We start from the raw sequence: 18,782 nt of genomic DNA, 5'->3' as shown, positions 1-18,782 counted from the left end.
GGGCGCTTTGGCTACTGCTCCCGGGCGCGATAGGCGCCTGGGGTCAGGCCAGTCCATTTCTTGAATGCCCGATGAAAGGCCGAGGGTTCGGAAAAGCCCAATTGCTCGGCGATCTGTTGCAATGAGAGGTCAGCCCGCCCCAGGTGGTAGATGGCGATGTCACGGCGCAGTTCGTCCTTGAGTGCCTGAAAGCTCGAACCTTCTTCGCGCAAATGGCGACGCAATGTCTGCGGGCTGACGTGCAGGTGCTGGGCAACGCTTTCCAGGTCGGGCCAGCGCTCCCGGTCACGGCTGAGCAGACGCCGCAACTGGCTGCTGAGGCTGTCGCCCTGGTCCGGGCGTGACAGCAGATCGGCCGGGGAGCGCTCAAGAAAATGCTTGAGGGTACGTTCATCCTGTAGCAGCGGCATGCCCAGGTAGCGACTGTGGAACAACAGGCTGCTGTGCTCCTGGCTGAACAGCAGTGGGCAGGGGAACAGCAAATCGTATTCTGCGCCGTGTTCGGGTTTCGGGTAGCTGAAGCAGGCTTGTTCAAGGCGTATGCGCTGGCCGATCAGCCAACTGCCCAGGCGATGCCAGATCACCAGCAGGCTTTCGCTAAGAAAGTGCTCCGGGTCCCATAACTCAGCATCATCCAGGCTCAGACGGGCCATTTCTCCTTCGTGCGTCAGACGAAGGCGCGGTGCTTGCGCAAACAGGCTGTAAAACAACAAGCCGCGATTGAGCGCTTTTTCCAAGGTGCGGCAGTGGATCAGTGCGTGGCACATCATGGCGAAGGTTCCGCGTTTGCTGGGGCCATGGCCGAAACCCAGGTATTCGTCGTCCAACGCCAGCCACAGTTGCTGCAGCAGACGGGTGAATTGTTCGGGGGCGATGCGTGCCTTGGGCTGGCTCAGCAGTTCTGGACTGATGCCCAACTGCTGCAGAAGCGGCCCGTAATCGTAGCCGCGACGACGTGCACCGCCCAAGGCGGCACGGGCAAAGTGGCTGGCGATGGTGCGTTCGCGCATGAAGGCTGGTCCGTCCATTGAGTGGCGGATGTTAGCCAGCCCCCTATGAGGGAACAAGGCGGATATCCGCCAAATTGTAGGACGAGACTCGGTGAATGGGCGGAAATCCGCCAGCGGCGCCGGGTGCAGTGGAAGCCAAGATCGGCCTGTCCCCCTGATGTCTAAAGGCCTGTAGGGCTTTTTTACAAGGTGGCACGGGCTTTGCGATAGAGCCGGAAGATCTGCCAGCACGCAGTTCGACACAACAAATCCCTCCAGCGCAGGAGGGTTCGCACTTTAGGCACCGCATGCATCGACGGAAGCTGTATGCCGGGGCTCTTGAGGAACTTTGCAATGACGACTCGTCAGCCACTGTACAAATCCCTGTATTTCCAGGTGATCGTTGCCATCGCCATCGGCATCCTGCTCGGTCACTTCTATCCTCAGACCGGCGTGGCCCTCAAGCCCCTGGGTGATGGGTTCATCAAACTGATCAAGATGGTCATTGCGCCGATCATTTTCTGCACCGTGGTGAGTGGTATCGCCGGCATGCAGAACATGAAATCGGTGGGCAAGACTGGCGGCTACGCGCTGCTGTACTTCGAAATCGTCTCCACCATTGCCCTGCTCATCGGCCTGATCGTGGTCAATGTGGTGCAGCCGGGTGCTGGCATGCACATCGACGCCTCGACCCTGGATGCTTCAAAAGTCGCTGCCTATGTGACTGCGGGCAATGACCAGAGCATTGTCGGCTTTATCCTCAACGTGATCCCGTCGACCATCGTGGGTGCCTTCGCCACCGGCGACATCCTGCAAGTGCTGATGTTCTCGGTGATCTTCGGTTTCGCCCTGCATCGCCTGGGTGCCTACGGCAAGCCGGTGCTGGACTTCATCGACCGCTTCGCCCACGTGATGTTCAACATCATCAACATGATTATGAAGCTGGCGCCCCTGGGTGCGCTGGGTGCCATGGCCTTCACCATCGGTGCCTACGGCGTCGGCTCTCTGGTGCAACTGGGCCAGTTGATGATCTGCTTCTACATCACTTGCGTGGTATTCGTGCTGGTGATCCTGGGGGGCATCTGCCGCGCCCACGGCTTCAGCGTGATCAAATTGATCCGCTACATCCGCGAAGAGCTGCTGATCGTGCTGGGTACCTCGTCCTCGGAATCGGCCCTGCCACGCATGCTGATCAAGATGGAGCGCCTGGGTGCCAAGAAGTCGGTGGTCGGCCTGGTGATTCCTACCGGTTACTCCTTCAACCTGGACGGTACCTCGATCTACCTGACCATGGCGGCGGTGTTCATTGCCCAGGCAACTGACACCCACATGGACATCACTCACCAGATCACCCTGCTGCTGGTGCTGCTGCTGTCCTCCAAAGGTGCTGCTGGTGTGACTGGCAGTGGCTTCATCGTTCTGGCCGCCACCCTGTCGGCTGTGGGGCACCTGCCGGTGGCCGGTCTGGCGCTGATTCTGGGTATTGACCGCTTCATGTCCGAAGCCCGTGCCCTGACCAACCTGGTGGGCAACGCCGTGGCTACCCTGGTCGTTGCCAAGTGGGTCAAGGAACTGGACGAAGACAAACTGCAGGTCGAGCTGGCGTCTGGTGGTCGTGCGATCATCGACACCCGTGAAACCGACGATCTGGGTGTGGCTGAAGGCCCGGCACCGAGCATCAAGTAAGTCTTGCTGAATATAAGAAACCCGCTACGGCGGGTTTTTTATTGCCTGGAGGTTGAGCACAACGGTCAGTCCGGCTGACCGTTGTGGTAATTGTTGCGCTGCTCGCGGCTGCCTACTCTGAAGCAATCGATCAAGAGGAGAGGGCACATGCAAGGGCCGTTGGCGTCACTCAAGGTACTGGATTTCTCCACCCTGTTGCCGGGGCCGTTCGCCTCGCTGCTGCTGGCGGACATGGGGGCCGAGGTATTGCGCATCGAGTCGCCAACCCGCATGGACCTGCTGCGGGTGCTGCCACCCCACGACCACGGTGTATCCGCCAGTCACGCCTATCTCAACCGCAACAAGCGCAGCCTGGCCCTGGACCTCAAGCGGCCCGAGGCGCTGGAGGTGATCCGGCAACTGCTGCAGGACCACGACATCGTTCTCGAACAGTTTCGCCCAGGCGTGATGGAGCGCCTGGGGTTGGGGTACGAGGCCTTGAAGGCGATCAACCCGCGGCTGATCTACGTGTCCATTACCGGTTATGGCCAGACCGGACCCTACAAGGACCGCGCCGGGCACGATATCAACTACCTGGCCCTGGCCGGGCTCGCCAGCCAGACCGGACGCCGCGACCAGGGCCCGCTGCCTCTGGGCATCCAGGCAGCGGATATCGCCGGGGGCTCGCTGCACGGCGTGATCGGCCTGCTGGCGGCAGTGATCGCCCGGCAGCATAGCGGCCAGGGCCAGCACCTGGATATCAGCATGACCGATTGCGTGTTCAGCCTGAACGCCATGGCCGGAGCCGGTTACCTGGCCTGCGGGGTAGAGCCGGGGATGGAACAGCAGGTGCTCAATGGCGGCAGCTTCTACGACTACTACCGCAGCCGGGATGGTCGTTGGCTATCGGTGGGCAGCCTGGAGCCGGTGTTCATGCAGCAGCTGTGTCAGGCCCTGGGGCGGCCGGAACTGGCGGTCCAGGGCTTGTCTCCCATGCTCGAGCAGCAGAGGGCCCTTAAGCAGGCCTTGCAGATCGAGTTCGAGAAACATGACTTTGCCGAGCTGTGCCAGTTGTTCGCCGGGCTCGACGCTTGTGTCGAACCAGTGCTCAGCCTGGCTGAGGCGGTGGAGCACCCCCAATTGCAGGCTCGGCAACTGCTGAGCCAGGTCCCCCGGGAAGACGGTAGCCCCCAGACCCAGATGGCATGTCCGCTGAAATTCTCCGACGGTTTGCCCGAGCCGCGGCATATCGGCGCCAGGCTGGGCGCCCATTCCGATCAGGTGCTGGCGGAGCTTGGCTACAGCGCTGAACGTATCGAGGAACTGCGACGCAGCCAGGTCATTGCCTAGGCGTCGGCTTGCCGGCGAAGCGCGTTGATGCCATCACTCGACCCGGGTTTCGCCGCTGTACACCAGGGTGTGCCGACAGCGTCGGCACAGGTAGCGACGTCCCTGGGCCACCAGCTTGTGGCGTTGCGCCGAAAACGGAAAATCGCTCTCGGCGCAGGGGCAGCGGTAGATGTAGCGGGTCACGCTGCGGCGTTTGACTTCATAAGTGTGGCAACGATTGGGCGGCAGTTCATACACCCCGCGCATGATCAGTTGCCACTCCTCGCCGTGGGGCTGAATGCGTTCGCCAAACAACTGATGAGCGATCAGGTGCGCGACTTCGTGGGCCACGGTCTGCTTGAGAAAGTCTTCGCTGTTTTCCCGGTACAGCTGGGGATTGAAGCGCAGCAGGTTTTCGTGCAAGTGGGCAACGCCGGCTTTCTGGCCTCGTAATTTGAGGCTGACCACCGGGCGTTTGAAAGGACGTTTGAAAAAGGATTCAGCGAGTAGGAAACAGTCTTCGACGCGGGTATTGAGTTGCTCGGGCATGCTTAACGGCTCTCCAGAGCGGCTGAGTATGCCGCAAAGAGCGGCTAATCCGAATCGCCCAGGCGCCGAATGGTCGCAGGAGCGCCCATTAAGAAGGCCGCCTTGCGGCGGCCTGTGTTGGCAGATGGAGGATTATTATTGGTGCGGCGTCAGTTGGTGTACACGGGGCCGACGCCCAGGCCCCAGACAATCACGGTGAAGGCCATGATCGCTACCAGCACCACCAGTCCTACCGCCAGGACCGAGCTGGAAAACAGGAATCCTTCGTCCGATGGGATGTTCATGAAGGTCGGTAGCCCGACGTAAAGCAGGTACACCGTGTAGCAGATCGCCGCCGTGCCGACGATCATCCCCAGCCACATATGCGGATACAGCGCCGCCAGGCCGCCGACGAACAGCGGTGTCGCGGTGTAGGTGGCAAAGGCGACGCAGCGCGCCAGGCTCGGGTTGGCGTCATAGGTCCGGGCCATCCAGTGGATGAAAGCACCCATCACCGCCACGCCGCCAAGCATGGCCAGGTACGACATGATGGTCATCCACAGGGCGCTTTCCATGGTCAGCATCACCGGCGCGCGGTTGCCAATGACCCAGCCGACCTGGGTGGTGCCGATAAAGGCCGAGATCGCGGGGATCGCCGCCAGAATCAGCGTGTGGGTCAGGTACATGTGGCTGATGCTTTCTTCTGCATCGCCACGGATTTCTCGCCATTCCTGATCGGGGTGGGTGAAGAGTCCTACGACATGATGAATCATGGTCAGTCACTCCTTTCATTGTTGCCATCGCCCCCCAACGGAGCGCTTACAGCCAAGTGGCACAGTCAGTATAGGTCTATATATGCATGCGACCTTATGTCGCAGTATAGGGAGGAGTTTTCGTCAGATGTGCGCACCTTTAGAGCAAATCGCGCTGTAAAAGCCCAGGGTAATCGCTGTCCTGTCTGTCAGCGCGGCCCCGGGGGGCGCTACGTTTCGACGCTTTCAAGGGGGCGGGGTTTTTGCGTAAAATGTCCGGCTTTTCGTCACATACCTCGCGGATTCCAAGCGCCATGGGCACTCTTACGGTCAACCAGAACAAACTGCAGAAACGCCTTCGCCGACTGGCGGGCGAAGCGGTCGCCGACTTCAACATGATCGAAGAGGGCGACAAGGTCATGGTCTGCCTGTCCGGCGGCAAGGACAGCTACACCATGCTCGACGTGCTGTTGCACCTGCAGAAGGTGGCGCCGATCAAGTTCGAGATCGTCGCGGTGAACATGGACCAGAAGCAACCCGGTTTTCCCGAGCATGTACTGCCGGCCTACCTCAAGGAATTGGGGATCGAGTACCACATCGTCGAGAAGGACACTTACTCGGTGGTCAAGGAGCTGATCCCGGAAGGCAAGACCACCTGCTCGCTGTGCTCGCGCCTGCGTCGTGGCACCCTGTACACCTTCGCCGACGAGATCGGCGCCACCAAGATGGCCCTCGGTCACCATCGTGACGACATCGTCGAGACCTTCTTCCTCAACATGTTCTACAACGGTTCGCTCAAGGCCATGCCGCCCAAGCTGCTGGCCGATGACGGGCGCAATGTGGTGATCCGCCCGCTGGCCTACTGCAGCGAGAAGGACATTCAGGCCTACTCCGATCTCAAGCAATTCCCGATCATTCCCTGCAACCTCTGCGGTTCCCAGGAGAACCTGCAGCGTCAGGTGGTCAAGGAGATGCTCCAGGACTGGGAGCGCAAGAGCCCGGGGCGTACTGAGAGCATTTTCCGCGGCCTGCAGAACGTGATCCCTTCGCAACTGGCGGATCGCAATCTGTTCGACTTCGCCAGCCTGCGCATCGACGACAGTGCCACGCCGCGTTTCGTCAACGTGGTCAATCTCTGATCCGCTCTCGCTGAGTCTATATCGCCATGCCGGTTGCTATCCGGCGTGGCGAGGGGGCTTCAGTCCCCGAGAGCCTGAGGAATGAAAGCAACACTGCCCTCGGCTTTTCTTTTCGCCAGCCGTTCACCGTTGGTCGGCAGTGTGCGCACCAGTTGATGATCCTTGCCCAGGTAGCCGAGCATCGACGGTTCATTCTCACGCTGTTGCACCAGGATCAGCGTGCGCTGGGGGTCCCAATGCTGGCCGCTGGTCCTGTCCAGCCAGGCCATGAAGTCTGCGCTGGTGCCGGAGCGCGGGAAGTCCTGGGTTTCGGCGACGTAGTAGAAGGGCGCTCCCTGATTCTGCAGGTACAGCGGCACTTTGTTATCCACCTCGACCATCACCATGCGCCATTGATGCCAGGGGGCAATCCGGCTTGCCTCGGCTCTGACCTGCGTGCCGAACTGGATGACACCGCCCGCGCCATTGCTCCAAGGGTAGGCCACCCCCAGCACCAGCAGCAGAATCACCGCTGCGCTGGCAAAGCCTATGGCCCAGTTGCGTTCGCCGGGCTTGCCGCTGGCGCGTCGTTGAAGCAGGTGGCGGTTCAGCCACCAGGCCCCTAACAGCTGGGCGAAGGGCACCAGAGGCAGGACGTAATAGCTGCGCCGACTGCCACTGGCAGTGAAGAACAGGAACAACAAACCCAGGGCCCAGACCAGCCAGCGCTCATTGGGTTGTAGCTGGCGCCAGTGACGCGCCGCTACCCAGAGGCCGAGTACCCAGCAGGGCGCCCAGGGCAAGGTGTAGGCCGGCAGGTAGATCAGGTAGGTATAGATCGGTCCGATATGGTCGAAAGGATCGAAGAAGCGTTGCACATTCTCCCGGAATACCAGGCTCAGCCCGCTTTCAGCGTAGGTCGGGGCGCCATACAGGTGCGAGAGCACGAACGGCACCATGTACAGCAGGGCAGCCATCAGCAACGCCAGGCACAGGCGCGGATTGAGGTGACGCTTCCAGCGTCCTTGGCTCAGCAGGTGTGGCAGCAGGATCAGCCCCGGCAGGACGAAACCGATCAGTCCCTTGAGCAGCGAGGTCGCCGCCAACAGCAGGAAGAACAGGCAATAGCGACTCAAGCGAGTGTCTTCTGGCCCTCGCCAGTACCACCACACAGCTGCCAAGACCCCGCACACGGTGAGAATGTCCGCGGTGGCCACCCGGGCCCAAAATGCAAAGTAGAAGGTGGTGGCCAGCATCCAGCCGGCGATCAGCCCTGTGCCCTTGTGAAACAGCTGCTCGCCAAGCAGGTATACCAGCCAGATGCTCAGCCACCCGGCGAGCACTGAGGACAGCCGCAGCGACCAGTGCCCCAGGCCCCCGGTCAGCCAGGCGCTGGCGGTGATCAACCAGTAGGACGGCAGGGGTTTGTCGTAATAGGGAGCGCCCTTGAGGTAGGGGTCGAAGTAGTCGCCACTCTGCAGCATCTGCAAGGCAATGTTGGCCCAGCGGGTTTCCGCCCCCCACAGCTCACGGGAGCCCAGGCCGAGGAGCAGGATCAGGGCGCTGACGCCCAGAAGCAGGATCAGATCCTTGCGTTCGCTATTGCAGATTTTCATGGGTGGGTTTGCGCAGGCCGGGTGGTGGAAGGAAAGGGCCAGGAATGCCAGCGCCGATGGTGGTCGACGCTGACGCTCTCAGGCAGGCGTTTGGGCAGCTTGGTCAGGGTTGAGTAGCCGGCAGGATCAGGATCAGCATGTTGCCTTGCTCGTAGCGCTTGCCGCCCGGCGGCAGCAGGGCGACTTCTTCGTTCTCCAGTACGTCCTTGACCCGCATCACCACACCCACCGATCCCTGTTTGCGTGCGTCGCTGATCCATTGGCCAACGTCGGCCATGCTGACCTTGCGCTGGGCCGATTCAGGGTAGGCCAGGCCGTATTTCAGTTCGCCCTCGGTGTTGTACAGCGCCACGTCCGGGCGTTGCAGGCGCCAGGCCAGTGCTGAGGCCGCTCCCAGGTCATTGCTCAACAGGCTGTGGGTCTGCTGGAGTTGCGCAAGGTGTTCCTTGATGAACTGGTCCGGCATCTTGTTGTGCACGATCAAGCCGGGCATTCCCGCAGGCAGCAGCGCTACCAGCAGCCAGATGCCCAGGGCCGGCGTTGCCCAGTAGTTGAGCGGCCTGGAGGCCGGCAGCAGGTTGGCGATGATCCAGCCCATGAGCATGATGAACACCAGGGACAGGCTGAGCATTTCGTCGTGGCCGTACACCGGCCGGGTGATCTGGATCACCACCAGCGCCACTAATGCAGCGACGCCGATCAGTAGGTTGAGCAGACTGTTGAGGCGAACAGTTCGGGTCTTGCCTGCGCTGATCCACTGGATCAGTGCATGGCCCATGAGCACGGCCAAGGGCAGCAGGCAGGGCATGATGTAGGTCGGCAGCTTGCCGCGGCTCAGGCTGAAGAACGCCAGCGGCAGTAGCAACCACAACAGCAGGTAACCGGTGGCTGCCTGGTGCTTGTCCTTCCAGGCCTGAATCAGGGTGCCTGGCAGCAAGGCCGCCCAGGGCAGGCTCGAAACCACCAGCAACGGCAGGTAGAACCACCAGGGGCGAGTGTGCTGCGCATTGTCGGCGGCAAAGCGGCGGATATGCTCATGCCAGAAGAAAAACCGCCAGAAATCGGGTTCATGGGCATGAATGCTCAAGACCCAGGGCAGGCTGATGGCAATCGCCACCAGCACGGCCACCAGGCCAAAGCGCAGCAACTCGCCGAAACGCCGTTGCCAGAGCATGTAGGGCAGGGCGATCAGTACCGGCAGCAGCCAGGCCAGGAACCCCTTGGTCATGAAACCCATGCCGCAGGCGGCGCCCAAGGTGCCCCAGGCCAGCAAGCGGCCGCCTGGTGTCTGGCTGTCCAGGGCGAACCAGAGCGCCACCAGGCTGAGGTTGACCCATAAGGTGAATTGGGGATCGAGATTGGAGTACCCGGCTTGCCCGGCGATCAGACCGAAGCTCATGTAAAGCAGGGCGGCGGCAAAACTCTTGCGCGGGTCGTTCCAGATCCGGCGAGTGATCAGGTAAGCCAGCAGTACGCTCAGACCGGTGCTCAGGGCTGAGGCAACACGCACGCCGAACAGGTTGTCACCGAACAGTGCCTGGCCGATGGCGATCATCCAGTAGCCGGCAATGGGCTTTTCAAAATAGCGGATGCCCATGAAGTGCGGAGACACCCAATCCCCGCGAAGCAGCATCTCCTGGCTGATCTGTGCATAGCGGGTTTCATCCGGAATCCACAGGCCGTGGCTGGTCAGTGGCAGCAGGTAGAACAGGGCGAAGGCCAGCAGCAAAAAGGGTAGTGCCCAGCGCTGGATGCCGCTGGTTGTGCTCCCGCCCACGGTATAGCCGGAAGGCGTGGCGCTTGTTCCATAAGCCTGGGGCGGTAAAGTGCGCTGCATTTGTGTCCTCTGAGTCATGTGTTGAAAACGGTACTTCGCTACATTCATCAGGTACGACTGATGAACTGTAAATTGTTGTCGAGTGCTCGGGGTTCTCAAGTTTTAAAAATATACTTGGCTTCGCCTGTTTGATAGACCTTGTTGTAAGTGAGAGGGGCGCTCTATTGGTTTAGGGGCTTATAAGCTCAATTAGTTGGCGAGTGAGTGTGTCTGCTTTTTGAGTGAAGTCTGTTGGGAAGTTGTTAAAAATAGTTGAAAGTTACTCGAGAGGGCCCTTAAGAGTTTGTCGCCAGCTTTCAGCATTGATAATGCCCAGTACTTCCATGGTTCCGTTCACGTTCAGGGTGACAAATAGCGAACTGGCGTAATGACTGGCCAGTGCATGTTCAAAGCCCAGCTGGCTTTCCAGGTCACTGATGCAATCGCTGTGGGTAACCAGGATCAGGTTGCGCTTGAACAACTTGTGCGTCTTGATCTGGTCTTCGAAGTGTTTGCCGCAGTTGCTCAGCCAGTCCTGGGTCTGCACCGGCCGCTTGAACATGAATTCCGAGGTTTGCCGGGTACGGGTTGCCGGGCTGCTGATGACGTCGGTGGAGGCCATGCCCAGAGTACGGAATGCCTGGCCCACGTCGCTTGCCATGCGGCTTCCAGGCAGGGTGATGCCATCGGCAGGCCCCAGGCAGGGATTGGCGGAGCGGTCGCAGCGCTCGGCATGTCGCACCAGGGCAATCACCTCGCCGTCTTGCCAGTGGCGATAGAAGCCGGCTTGCTGCATCTGGTTGTCGACACCCAGGTCCAGTGGTGTGGCTGGCCACAGGACAAAGCCGCAGACGAGGATTGCCAGGGCTGCCCCACAGACGCCAGCCAGGATGCGCACGCTGCGGGTTGTCTTGCCGCCAGTACCGGATTCAGCAGTATTGAGCACGTCGTTTACCTGATTAGGTTTTTGCCAGGAGTTCTGAAAAGAACGGCATGCGCTCACCGCTGCCCTCGCCGCAACTGGGGCCAATTTAGGTCGGGCCAGGTGGGCGGAGAGTGAAAGCAATGTGAAAAAAACGAATGAATGGCGACAGTTCTTTTAAACCTGACAGCCTGGGTTCAGGTTGTTGGCCTGATCAGTGCTTTGCGGTCAGGCCTTATTCATCTATTGGCCCGCAGAATGTGGCTGCAGTTAACTGTCTATCTATCGCTCTTATCGTTGCGGCAAGTGCGAAGTGAACTTTATCCGATAATAAACAGCGGAAGAAAAAACCTAGGTTTAGTTCAGCTTATTGTCAGCTTGAGCTGGAGGAGTTTGAGAGCGGATGTTTCCCTGCCCGTTGTGCCGGGCAGAGAGCCATGTTGGTGACGGGGGATCAGTGATTGACGGTGTAGGCCAGCATCGCCGACAGCTGGCACAGTGGTCGACCACTTTCTTGCTGCCACTGGTTGAATACTTCCTGAACCAGGGCCTGGTCACGCTTGCTGCTGGGCACCTTGTCGATGATGTTCTGGGCATTGAGGGCCGCCACGACGTCCCACGTGGGGATGAACGTGTCCTTGCCCACCATGCGCAGGAAACGTGGGGCGGAAAGCCCCCCCATCTGGTTGCCGTGCTTGGCCAGGTATTGCCAGAGCCCAGTGATGTCCTGGACCGGCCAGTCGGCAATGAAGGCGCCGAAACTGCCGTGCTGCTTTTCGACATCAAGGATCATCTGGGCATTGCGCGGCACACTCTTGAGCTTGCCCAGATGGCGAATGATCCGTGTGTCCTGCATCAGTCGCTCCAGATGCTCGGCGCCCATGAGCACCACTTTGTCTGGATCGAAGCCAAAGAACACTTGTTCGAAGGCCGGCCATTTGGCGTCCACCAGGCTGTGTTTCAACCCGGCGCGAAAAACCCGCAACGCCAGGGTCGACAAGTAGCGATCAGCGCTCAATGAACGCAGGTAGTCGTTGTTCGCTGGCGTCGGCAACTGGGCTTCCAGGGCTGCGGCGCAACCGAAGCGATTAAGACAGTATTCGTTCAACCATTTGTAATCGTGCATGCCTGCTCCGGGTTGGTTCGGGAGTATGGGTCAAGAAGTCTGCTGACCAAGGTGGGGGCGCCGAAACGGCGATGCAAGGTCCCCGGGCGATGTCATGCCCGGGGAAACCAGAGGGGAGCGGGGCGTCAGGCTGGGTTGGCACCTTCGCCAGCGAGCCGGCGATTGAGCTGGAAGCGCCAGCGTACGTAGAGCAGTGCCGAGGTGAATACCGCCAGGCTGGCGAACATTTCCAGCAGGCCGAACAGCTGGCGATTCGGGTCGTAGGCCGCCAGAGCCCCCTTGATGAAGTACAGGTTGACCACAAAGCACATCCACGCGTGTCCGCGAGCACTGCCGCTGAGCATGCCCGGTGCCATCAACAGCAGGGGCACCAGTTCGATCAGCAGGATCACCCAGGGCCGGGCGCCGTGGAGGTCGGCTAGCAGCAGGTAGTAAACGCAGAGCAGGCCTATCAGGCCGAAAAAACAGATCAGGCTGAGGATTCGGGCTATCCGGACCCGAGGTTCCAGCCATTCCACCGGGGGCAGGATCTTCGGCTTTTTAGCCACGGCCGTTCTCCAATTGCTGAGCGGTTTTCGCCAGGCGCAGGCCCAAGGCCCGGCACAGGGCGATTTCATGTTCGTCCAGCGGGCTCTTGCCGTCCGCCCCGGCATGATGGCTTGCGCCATAAGGCGTACCACCGCCGCGGGTTTCCAGCAACGCCGACTCGCTGTAGGGCAGGCCGGTGATCAGCATGCCGTGATGCAACAGCGGCAGCATCATCGACAGCAGGGTGGCTTCCTGGCCGCCATGCAGGCTGGCGGTGGAGGTGAAGACACCGGCGGGCTTGCCCACCAGGGCGCCGGTCAGCCAGAGGTTGCTGGTGCCGTCGAGAAAGTACTTCAGCGGGGCTGCCATGTTGCCGAAGCGAGTCGGGCTGCCCAGGGCCAGGCCCGAGCAGTGCTTCAGGTCGTCGAGACTGGCGTACAGCGCGCCGCTTTCGGGAATGCTCGGTGCCACGGCTTCGCACTCAGTGGAAACTCCCGGCACGGTGCGCAGGCGCGCTTCCAGGCCGGCCTGTTCGACGCCCCGGGCGATCTGCCGGGCCATCTCGTTGGTCGAACCGTTGCGGCTGTAGTAGAGGATCAGGATGTACGGCGCGCTCAAGGCAGGATCTCCAGCACATTTTCCGGTGGGCGCCCGATGATGGCCTTGTCGGCGGTTTCGAGAATCGGCCGCTCCATGAGTTTCGGGTGTTGGGCGATAGCAGCGATCAGTTGTTCTTCGCTGAGGCGGGTGTCCGCCAGGTTGAGCTCTTTGTACTCATCCTCGCCGGTGCGCAACAGTTGGCGCGCACTGAGGCCGAGCTTGCCCAGCAGGCGGTGCAACTGGGTGGCGTCCAGTGGGGTTTCCAGGTAGCGGACCACGGTCGGCGCCAGGCCGCGTTGTTCCAGGAGTTCCAGCGCACCGCGGGATTTCGAGCAGCGCGGGTTGTGATAAAGCGTCAGATCGGTCATGTGCGGGTCGCATCTTGCGTAAGGTGGCGGCTATTCTACCCGCGCGACGGACTCTCCTGAACCTTGGGAGTCGATAGGTCGCAGCGATTATCGGTCATCGATCATTTTTCAAGGCACCCTTCAACACAGGAAGCACGGCATGGCAAGGCAATTGGCAGCAGCATTGGCGATATTCACCACCCTATTGCTGGGCGGCTGCGGGAATGACTACGGGGTCGACCAATACGGCCAGAAAGTCGCCGCCGAGCGCCTCGACAAGCAATGGCTGGTGCTCAACTACTGGGCGGAGTGGTGCGGGCCTTGCCGCACAGAAGTGCCGGAATTGAATGCCCTGAACGAGCAGCTCAAAGGGCAGTCGGCCACCGTGCTGGGGGTCAATTTTGACAATGTGCAGGGCGAGGAGCTCAAGAACGCCAGTGAGAAGCTGGGGATCAAGTTCACGGTGCTGGCGCAGAATCCCGAGCAACTCTTCGATTTGCCACGCAGCGAGGCGCTGCCGGTGACCTACATCATTGACGACAAGGGCAAGGTGCGTGAGCAACTGCTGGGCGAGCAGACCGCCGCGGGTGTACTGGCAAAATTGCAGGCCCTGCGCGGTCATTGATGGGGGACTGCCTGCAGCCGCTGATAGCGTCGGCGGTCGCAGGCGTTGGGGTCAACCTGCCCCGGTTCGGATCAGCCTTCTTCCAGCCACCAGCGCAGCGGCTTGCCTTCGGCAGGCCAGAAGCGCACTTGCTCGATCGGCGAAACATCCCAGCGCTCCACGCTTTCCAAGGCCTGGAGGAAGCGCCGTTCCTGCTCCATCAAGGCTGGAGCACAGAGTTTGCGGGTGCTGCCTACCTTGCCGAAACGGAGCTTTTCGCCGTCCAGAGTGTAAGGCGCGAACCAGTGGTTGCATCCGCCATTGCCATAGGCGCGACCGTCTTCACCCAAGGTGATGGTCAGGTGGCTGTAATCGATCAGTGGCCGTTCGCCGATCCACTCCAGGACGTAACTGCGATCCTGCTGCAGCTTCAGCGGCTCGGCGGCGCAGCCCATCAGGCCGGCCCCCAGTGCCGCAGTCAGCGCCAGGCGTTTCATTGGCCGGCCTGCTGGCATTTCGGGCAGAGGTGGCGTTCACCCTCACTGGCCCAGCCCAGCTCGGCAATGCGTGCGCTGGCGGCAGGTTTCTGGGCCTTGGTGCCGAGCTTGGCGTCCACTGCGAACTCGAAGTTCAGCTCTGCTGTGCAGCTGTCGCAGTTGACTTGCCATTGATGAATCGCCAGTTCGCCGAATACCGGGCCACGGGCCACGGCGACCCATTGGCCGACCGGATTGATCAGGTGGCGGACGGTGTCCACTGTCAGGCGCATGGACAGGTCCTTGCTGCCCTTGAGTGTGACCAGCAGCACGTCGTCGGTACGGATCGAACCACCGTTGCCGGTGACTTGATAACGACCCGGTACCAGGGCGCGGCATTCGATCAGGGTGTGTTGCGGGTTCATCAGGTTGTAGCGGAAATCGTGTTCGACCATGGGTCCTCCAAATCTGCCGCGTATGCTAGCACGGGCCCCTGCGCCGCAGGTTGCGGGCAGGCGACCTTCGATCAGGCCGTGACCGGGATTTCAGCCTCGGACCTGATTTTGCGGCTGGCCCGCAGCCCAGCTGGCGATGTTGTGCAACGTGGTGTCGGCGATGGCCGCCAGGGCCTCATGGGTCAGGAAGGCCTGGTGCGCGGTGACTATCACATTGGGGAAGGTCAGCAGCCGGGCCAGCACGTCATCCTGCAGGGGCAGGTCGGAACGGTCCTCGAAGAACAGTTGGGCTTCCTCTTCATAGACGTCAAGCCCCAGGTAACCCAGTTGGCCGCTCTTGAGCGCGTCGATCAGCGCCGGTGTATCCACCAGGCCGCCACGCCCGGTATTGATCAGCATGGCCCCGGGCTGCATGTGCGCCAGGCTGTCCTGGTTGATCAGGTAGCGACTGTCGTTGGTGAGTGGGCAGTGCAGGCTGATGATCTGCGCCTGGGCCAGTAGCTCCGGCAGGCTCAGGTAGCGGGCCCCCAGGGCCTCGACGGCAGGGTTGGGGAAGGGGTCGTAAGCCAGCAATTGGCAGCCGAAGCCGGCCATGATGCGAGCGAAGGTGGCGCCGATCTGCCCGGTGCCGACAATGCCCACGGTCTTGCCCACCAGATCGAAGCCGGTCAGGCCGTGAAGGGTGAAGTCGCCTTCACGGGTGCGATTGTAGGCTCGATGCAGGCGTCGGTTCAGCGCCAGGATCAGGGCCACCGCATGTTCCGCCACGGCATGGGGCGAGTAGGCCGGGACCCGGACCACATCCAGGCCCAGGCGCTTGGCGGCGGGCAGGTCGACATGGTTGTAGCCGGCTGAACGCAGGGCGATCAGCCGGGTACCGCCGGCGGCCAGTTGCTCCAGCACCGGAGCGCTCAGGTCGTCGTTGATAAAGGCACAGACCACTTCATGGCGCTCGGCCAGGGCCGCGGTGTCCAGGCTCAGGCGGGCGGCCTGGAATTGCAGTTCGATACCCGTGGGCAGGCTGGCGCCGAGAAAACTTTCACGGTCGTAGGTCTGGCTGCTGAAAAGAATCGTACGCATGCTTGCATCCTTGGTCGGGACGCCCAGCATGCAGGCCGGGCGCCGGGCAGGTCTTGTCCTGGATCAGGCGTTGATCCGCGCTTCGGCGGCGAGACGGCTGATGGCGTGGTCCAGCTCATCCAGAGCGGCAAAGGCTTTGACGTCTTCCTGCTTGAGCAGGGTTTCGCTGCGCTGGCAGGCGGCGCGCAACTGCGGCACTCCGCAATATCGGGTGGCTCCGTGCAGGCGGTGGACCCGTTCGATCAGGGCGCTGTGGTCGTTGGCTGCACGAGCGGCGTTGATCGCCTCGCGATCGGCCTCCAGTGAGGCCAGCAACATGGCCAGCATGTCCGCCGCCAGATCAGCCTTGCCGGCCGCCAGGCGCAGGCCTTCGTCCTGATCCAGCACTTGCAGCTCCAGGTTCAGTTCCGAGCGTTCATTGGCTCGCTCCGGGCCCTGATTGCGCAAGGCCAGCCCGGTCCATTTCAGTACCACCTGGGCCAGCTGCCGTTCACTGATGGGCTTGGTCAGGTAATCGTCCATGCCGCTTTGCAGCAGGGCGCGTTTTTCGTTGGCCATGGCATGGGCGGTCAGGGCCACGATGGGCAGTGGCGTGCCATGGCGCTCGCTTTCCCATTGGCGGATCGCCTCGGTACTTTGTCGGCCGTCCATGCCCGGCATTTGCACGTCCATCATCACCAGGTCGAAAGGTTCGTTCTGGATCGCGTTCAGGGCTGCGTAACCGTTGTCCACCGCCAGCACCTTGGCGCCCATGTCCTCCAGCAAGGTCTGGATCAGCAGCAGGTTGGCCGGGTTGTCGTCGACACACAGGACCCGTGGCGCACGGCTGGAGAGGCTTTCCTCCGGCTCGCTGCGGGCCCGGCGCGGGGTGACCAGGTCAGACAGGGCGCGACGCAGTTTGCGGGTGCAGGCCGGCTTGGCCTGCAACTGGCTGTGGGGGTTGGGGACTGACAGGTGGAACAGCGTCTGTTCGGTGGTCGGGCACAGCACCAGGACTTTGCAGCCCAGGTGTTCCAGGTCCCAGATGTGCTGGCTCAGGCGTTCGGGAGACATGTCGTTGGTGGTGATGCCGAGCACGGCCAGGTCAATGGCCTGGTCGCTTTGGTGTACGCCGGTAATGCCATTGGTCAGGGCGTCCAGGGTGTTGAACGGGGTCACTTCCAGGCCGCAGTCTTCCAGTTGATGCTGCAGGGCCTGACGGGCCAGTTCGTGATTCTCCAGCACCGCTACGCGGCGCCCCAGCAATGGTGGACCCGGCAGGTCCTCGGCGTCATCGCGGGTTTTCGGCAGGTTCAGGCTGATCCAGAATTCCGAGCCTTCGCCCGGGGTGCTGTCGACTCCGATTTCGCCACCCATCTGTTCGATCAGGCGTTTGGAGATCACCAGCCCCAGCCCGGTGCCGCCGGGTTGCCGCGACAGCGAGTTGTCGGCCTGGCTGAAGGCCTGGAACAGAGCGCGAACATCCTGGTTGGACAGGCCGATGCCGGTGTCTTGAATGCTGATGCGCAGTTGCACGCTGTCTTCGTGTTCTTCTTCCAGCATCGCCCGGGCGACGATGGTGCCTTCGCGGGTGAACTTGATGGCGTTGCTCACCAGATTGGTGAGGATCTGCTTGAGCCGCAGTGGATCGCCCACCAGGGACAAAGGCGTATCCCGATAGACCAGGCTCACCAGTTCCAGCTGCTTGGCGTGGGCTGCCGGCGCGAGGATGGTCAAGGTGTCCTGCAGCAAGTCCCGCAGGTTGAACGGAATGCTGTCGAGCACCAGCTTGCCGGCTTCGATTTTCGAGAAGTCGAGGATCTCGTTGATGATCCCCAACAGGCTGTCGGCGGATTTTTCGATGGTGCCCAGGTAATCCAGCTGGCGCGGTGTCAGCTCGCTTTTCTGCAGTAGGTGGGTGAAACCGAGAATGCCATTGAGGGGCGTGCGGATCTCATGGCTCATGTTGGCCAGGAACTCCGACTTGATGCGGCTGGCTTCCAGGGCTTCCTTGCGCGCCAGGTCCAGCTCGATGTTCTGGATCTCGATGGTTTCCAGGTTCTGGCGCACGTCTTCGGTGGCCTGATCGATGCTGTGCTGCAGTTCTTCCTGGGCATTCTGCAGGGTGCTGGCCATGCGATTGATGCCCGAGGCCAGCTCATCCAGCTCCTGGCTGCCCAAGGGCGGCAAGCGGGTTTCCAGGTTGCCGTCCTTGAGTTGCGCCACGGCCTGCTTGATCTGGGTCAGCGGGTTGTTGATGGTCCGCCCCATGCGCACTGCCAGCAGGGCAGCACCGGCCAGGCCGGCGGCAATCAACAGCAGACTGGCGAACAGGCTGCGGTAACCGCGCAACAGCATGCCGCTGTGGGACAGCTCCAGTTCCACCCAGCCCAGCAAACGGTCTGATTCATCGGGGATCAGGTCACCGGCCAGATTGCGGTGGCGGCCGAAGACCGGCAGTTGGTAGCGGGTCGCGTCATTCCCACTGCGTTGCATGATGTGGGTGCTGTTATCGCTGGGCGGTGGATTGAGCATGCTGGGGCCGGCGTGGGCCATGAGCGTGCGATCGGGGGCAAGGAATGACACCGCGCGTACGTCCTGCTGTTCCAGGGCTTGGGTGGCGATGCGTTCGAGCATCGGCGAGTTGCGGTTGCCCATCGCCGGCGCCACCAGGGAGGCCAGTTGTTCGGCGATCATTTCGCCGCGCTGCAGCAGTTGGGTCTGCAGGTCGGAGAGCTGCATCCAGGTGAAGTAGCCGCCCAGTACCAAAGCCATCAGGCTGGTGGGCAGTAAGGTCAGCAACAGTACGCGGCCTTTGATTCCCAGTTTCTTGAGCACGCAACTCTCCTGCT

General features: G+C 61.5%; 18 protein-coding genes. 4 read left to right on the top strand and 14 right to left on the bottom strand.

All coding sequences use genetic code 11. The features are described 5' to 3' along the window. Positions 1-11: 11 nt before the first annotated feature. Positions 12-1,010 carry an AraC family transcriptional regulator gene (locus DWF74_RS07570; RefSeq protein ID WP_102860719.1) on the bottom strand — a complete coding sequence of 333 codons (999 nt, stop codon included), beginning with the start codon at positions 1,008-1,010 and terminating at the stop codon, positions 12-14. A gap of 333 nt (positions 1,011-1,343) precedes the next feature. Between DWF74_RS07570 and DWF74_RS07565 the strand changes: the two genes are divergently transcribed. Together DWF74_RS07565 and DWF74_RS07560 are read left to right on the top strand one after the other, a co-directional pair. Continuing rightward, complete coding sequence (locus DWF74_RS07565) at positions 1,344-2,675, top strand: dicarboxylate/amino acid:cation symporter (RefSeq protein WP_115580697.1); 1,332 nt, start codon at positions 1,344-1,346, stop codon at positions 2,673-2,675. A gap of 147 nt (positions 2,676-2,822) precedes the next feature. Beyond that, entirely contained in the window at positions 2,823-4,004 is a 1,182-nt protein-coding gene (locus tag DWF74_RS07560; RefSeq protein ID WP_115580696.1) for a CaiB/BaiF CoA transferase family protein, read from the top strand. Between the two features lie 33 nt (positions 4,005-4,037). On the opposite strand, the gene DWF74_RS07555 is transcribed toward DWF74_RS07560, so the two are convergent. Continuing rightward, complete coding sequence (locus tag DWF74_RS07555; protein WP_102880572.1) at positions 4,038-4,532, bottom strand: SprT family zinc-dependent metalloprotease; 495 nt, start codon at positions 4,530-4,532, stop codon at positions 4,038-4,040. 149 nt (positions 4,533-4,681) lie between these two features. Beyond that, positions 4,682-5,284 carry a Yip1 family protein gene (locus DWF74_RS07550; RefSeq protein ID WP_102860723.1) on the bottom strand — a complete coding sequence of 201 codons (603 nt, stop codon included), beginning with the start codon at positions 5,282-5,284 and terminating at the stop codon, positions 4,682-4,684. 293 nt (positions 5,285-5,577) lie between these two features. Here DWF74_RS07550 and ttcA point away from each other — a divergent pair, with 293 nt between their 5' ends. Beyond that, positions 5,578-6,402 carry a tRNA 2-thiocytidine(32) synthetase TtcA gene (ttcA, locus tag DWF74_RS07545; RefSeq protein WP_110651466.1) on the top strand — a complete coding sequence of 275 codons (825 nt, stop codon included), beginning with the start codon at positions 5,578-5,580 and terminating at the stop codon, positions 6,400-6,402. A gap of 59 nt (positions 6,403-6,461) precedes the next feature. On the opposite strand, the gene DWF74_RS07540 is transcribed toward ttcA, so the two are convergent. The 7 genes from DWF74_RS07540 to arsC all read right to left on the bottom strand — a co-directional run bounded on the left by DWF74_RS07540 (position 6,462) and on the right by arsC (position 13,357). After that, the gene (locus tag DWF74_RS07540) at positions 6,462-7,997 is read right to left on the bottom strand and encodes an ArnT family glycosyltransferase (protein ID WP_115580695.1); all 1,536 of its coding nucleotides are present in this window, start codon (positions 7,995-7,997) and stop codon (positions 6,462-6,464) included. Between the two features lie 103 nt (positions 7,998-8,100). Further along, entirely contained in the window at positions 8,101-9,852 is a 1,752-nt protein-coding gene (gene arnT / locus DWF74_RS07535; RefSeq protein WP_102860726.1) for a lipid IV(A) 4-amino-4-deoxy-L-arabinosyltransferase, read from the bottom strand. Positions 9,853-10,093: 241 nt separating this feature from the next. Continuing rightward, a complete protein-coding gene (locus DWF74_RS07530) occupies positions 10,094-10,759 on the bottom strand; it encodes a histidine phosphatase family protein (RefSeq protein ID WP_115580694.1) in 666 nt (221 codons plus the stop codon). Between the two features lie 430 nt (positions 10,760-11,189). Further along, positions 11,190-11,861 (bottom strand): DNA-3-methyladenine glycosylase I, encoded by a 672-nt coding sequence (locus tag DWF74_RS07525; RefSeq protein WP_102860728.1) that lies wholly within the window; start codon positions 11,859-11,861, stop codon positions 11,190-11,192. Between the two features lie 125 nt (positions 11,862-11,986). Further along, a complete protein-coding gene (locus DWF74_RS07520) occupies positions 11,987-12,409 on the bottom strand; it encodes a DUF2069 domain-containing protein (RefSeq protein WP_102860729.1) in 423 nt (140 codons plus the stop codon). Beyond that, positions 12,402-13,007 (bottom strand): NAD(P)H:quinone oxidoreductase, encoded by a 606-nt coding sequence (gene wrbA / locus DWF74_RS07515; RefSeq protein ID WP_102860730.1) that lies wholly within the window; start codon positions 13,005-13,007, stop codon positions 12,402-12,404. The genes DWF74_RS07520 and wrbA overlap by 8 nt, the downstream gene beginning before the upstream one ends. After that, entirely contained in the window at positions 13,004-13,357 is a 354-nt protein-coding gene (arsC, locus tag DWF74_RS07510) for an arsenate reductase (glutaredoxin) (protein WP_102860731.1), read from the bottom strand. Before arsC ends, wrbA begins: the two co-directional genes overlap by 4 nt. A 139-nt stretch (positions 13,358-13,496) precedes the next feature. On the opposite strand from arsC, the gene DWF74_RS07505 reads away from it, so the two are divergent. After that, complete coding sequence (locus DWF74_RS07505; RefSeq protein ID WP_115580693.1) at positions 13,497-13,961, top strand: TlpA disulfide reductase family protein; 465 nt, start codon at positions 13,497-13,499, stop codon at positions 13,959-13,961. 71 nt (positions 13,962-14,032) lie between these two features. On the opposite strand, the gene DWF74_RS07500 is transcribed toward DWF74_RS07505, so the two are convergent. The 4 genes from DWF74_RS07500 to DWF74_RS07485 all read right to left on the bottom strand — a co-directional run bounded on the left by DWF74_RS07500 (position 14,033) and on the right by DWF74_RS07485 (position 18,768). After that, entirely contained in the window at positions 14,033-14,437 is a 405-nt protein-coding gene (locus DWF74_RS07500; RefSeq protein WP_102860733.1) for an META domain-containing protein, read from the bottom strand. Continuing rightward, the gene (locus DWF74_RS07495; protein WP_102860734.1) at positions 14,434-14,871 is read right to left on the bottom strand and encodes a hypothetical protein; all 438 of its coding nucleotides are present in this window, start codon (positions 14,869-14,871) and stop codon (positions 14,434-14,436) included. The genes DWF74_RS07500 and DWF74_RS07495 overlap by 4 nt, the downstream gene beginning before the upstream one ends. A 90-nt stretch (positions 14,872-14,961) precedes the next feature. Continuing rightward, positions 14,962-15,951 (bottom strand): 2-hydroxyacid dehydrogenase, encoded by a 990-nt coding sequence (locus DWF74_RS07490; protein ID WP_102860735.1) that lies wholly within the window; start codon positions 15,949-15,951, stop codon positions 14,962-14,964. Positions 15,952-16,014: 63 nt separating this feature from the next. After that, positions 16,015-18,768: a response regulator gene (locus DWF74_RS07485; protein ID WP_102860736.1), complete on the bottom strand. Its 2,754-nt coding sequence runs from the start codon at positions 18,766-18,768 to the stop codon at positions 16,015-16,017. Positions 18,769-18,782: the final 14 nt, after the last annotated feature.

The sequence above is a fragment of the Pseudomonas protegens genome (assembly GCF_003363755.1).
Classification (GTDB): Bacteria; Pseudomonadota; Gammaproteobacteria; order Pseudomonadales; family Pseudomonadaceae; genus Aquipseudomonas; species Aquipseudomonas danubii.
The sequence above is the reverse complement of the archived record's forward strand: the minus strand, read 5'-3'. Positions and strand labels throughout refer to the sequence as shown.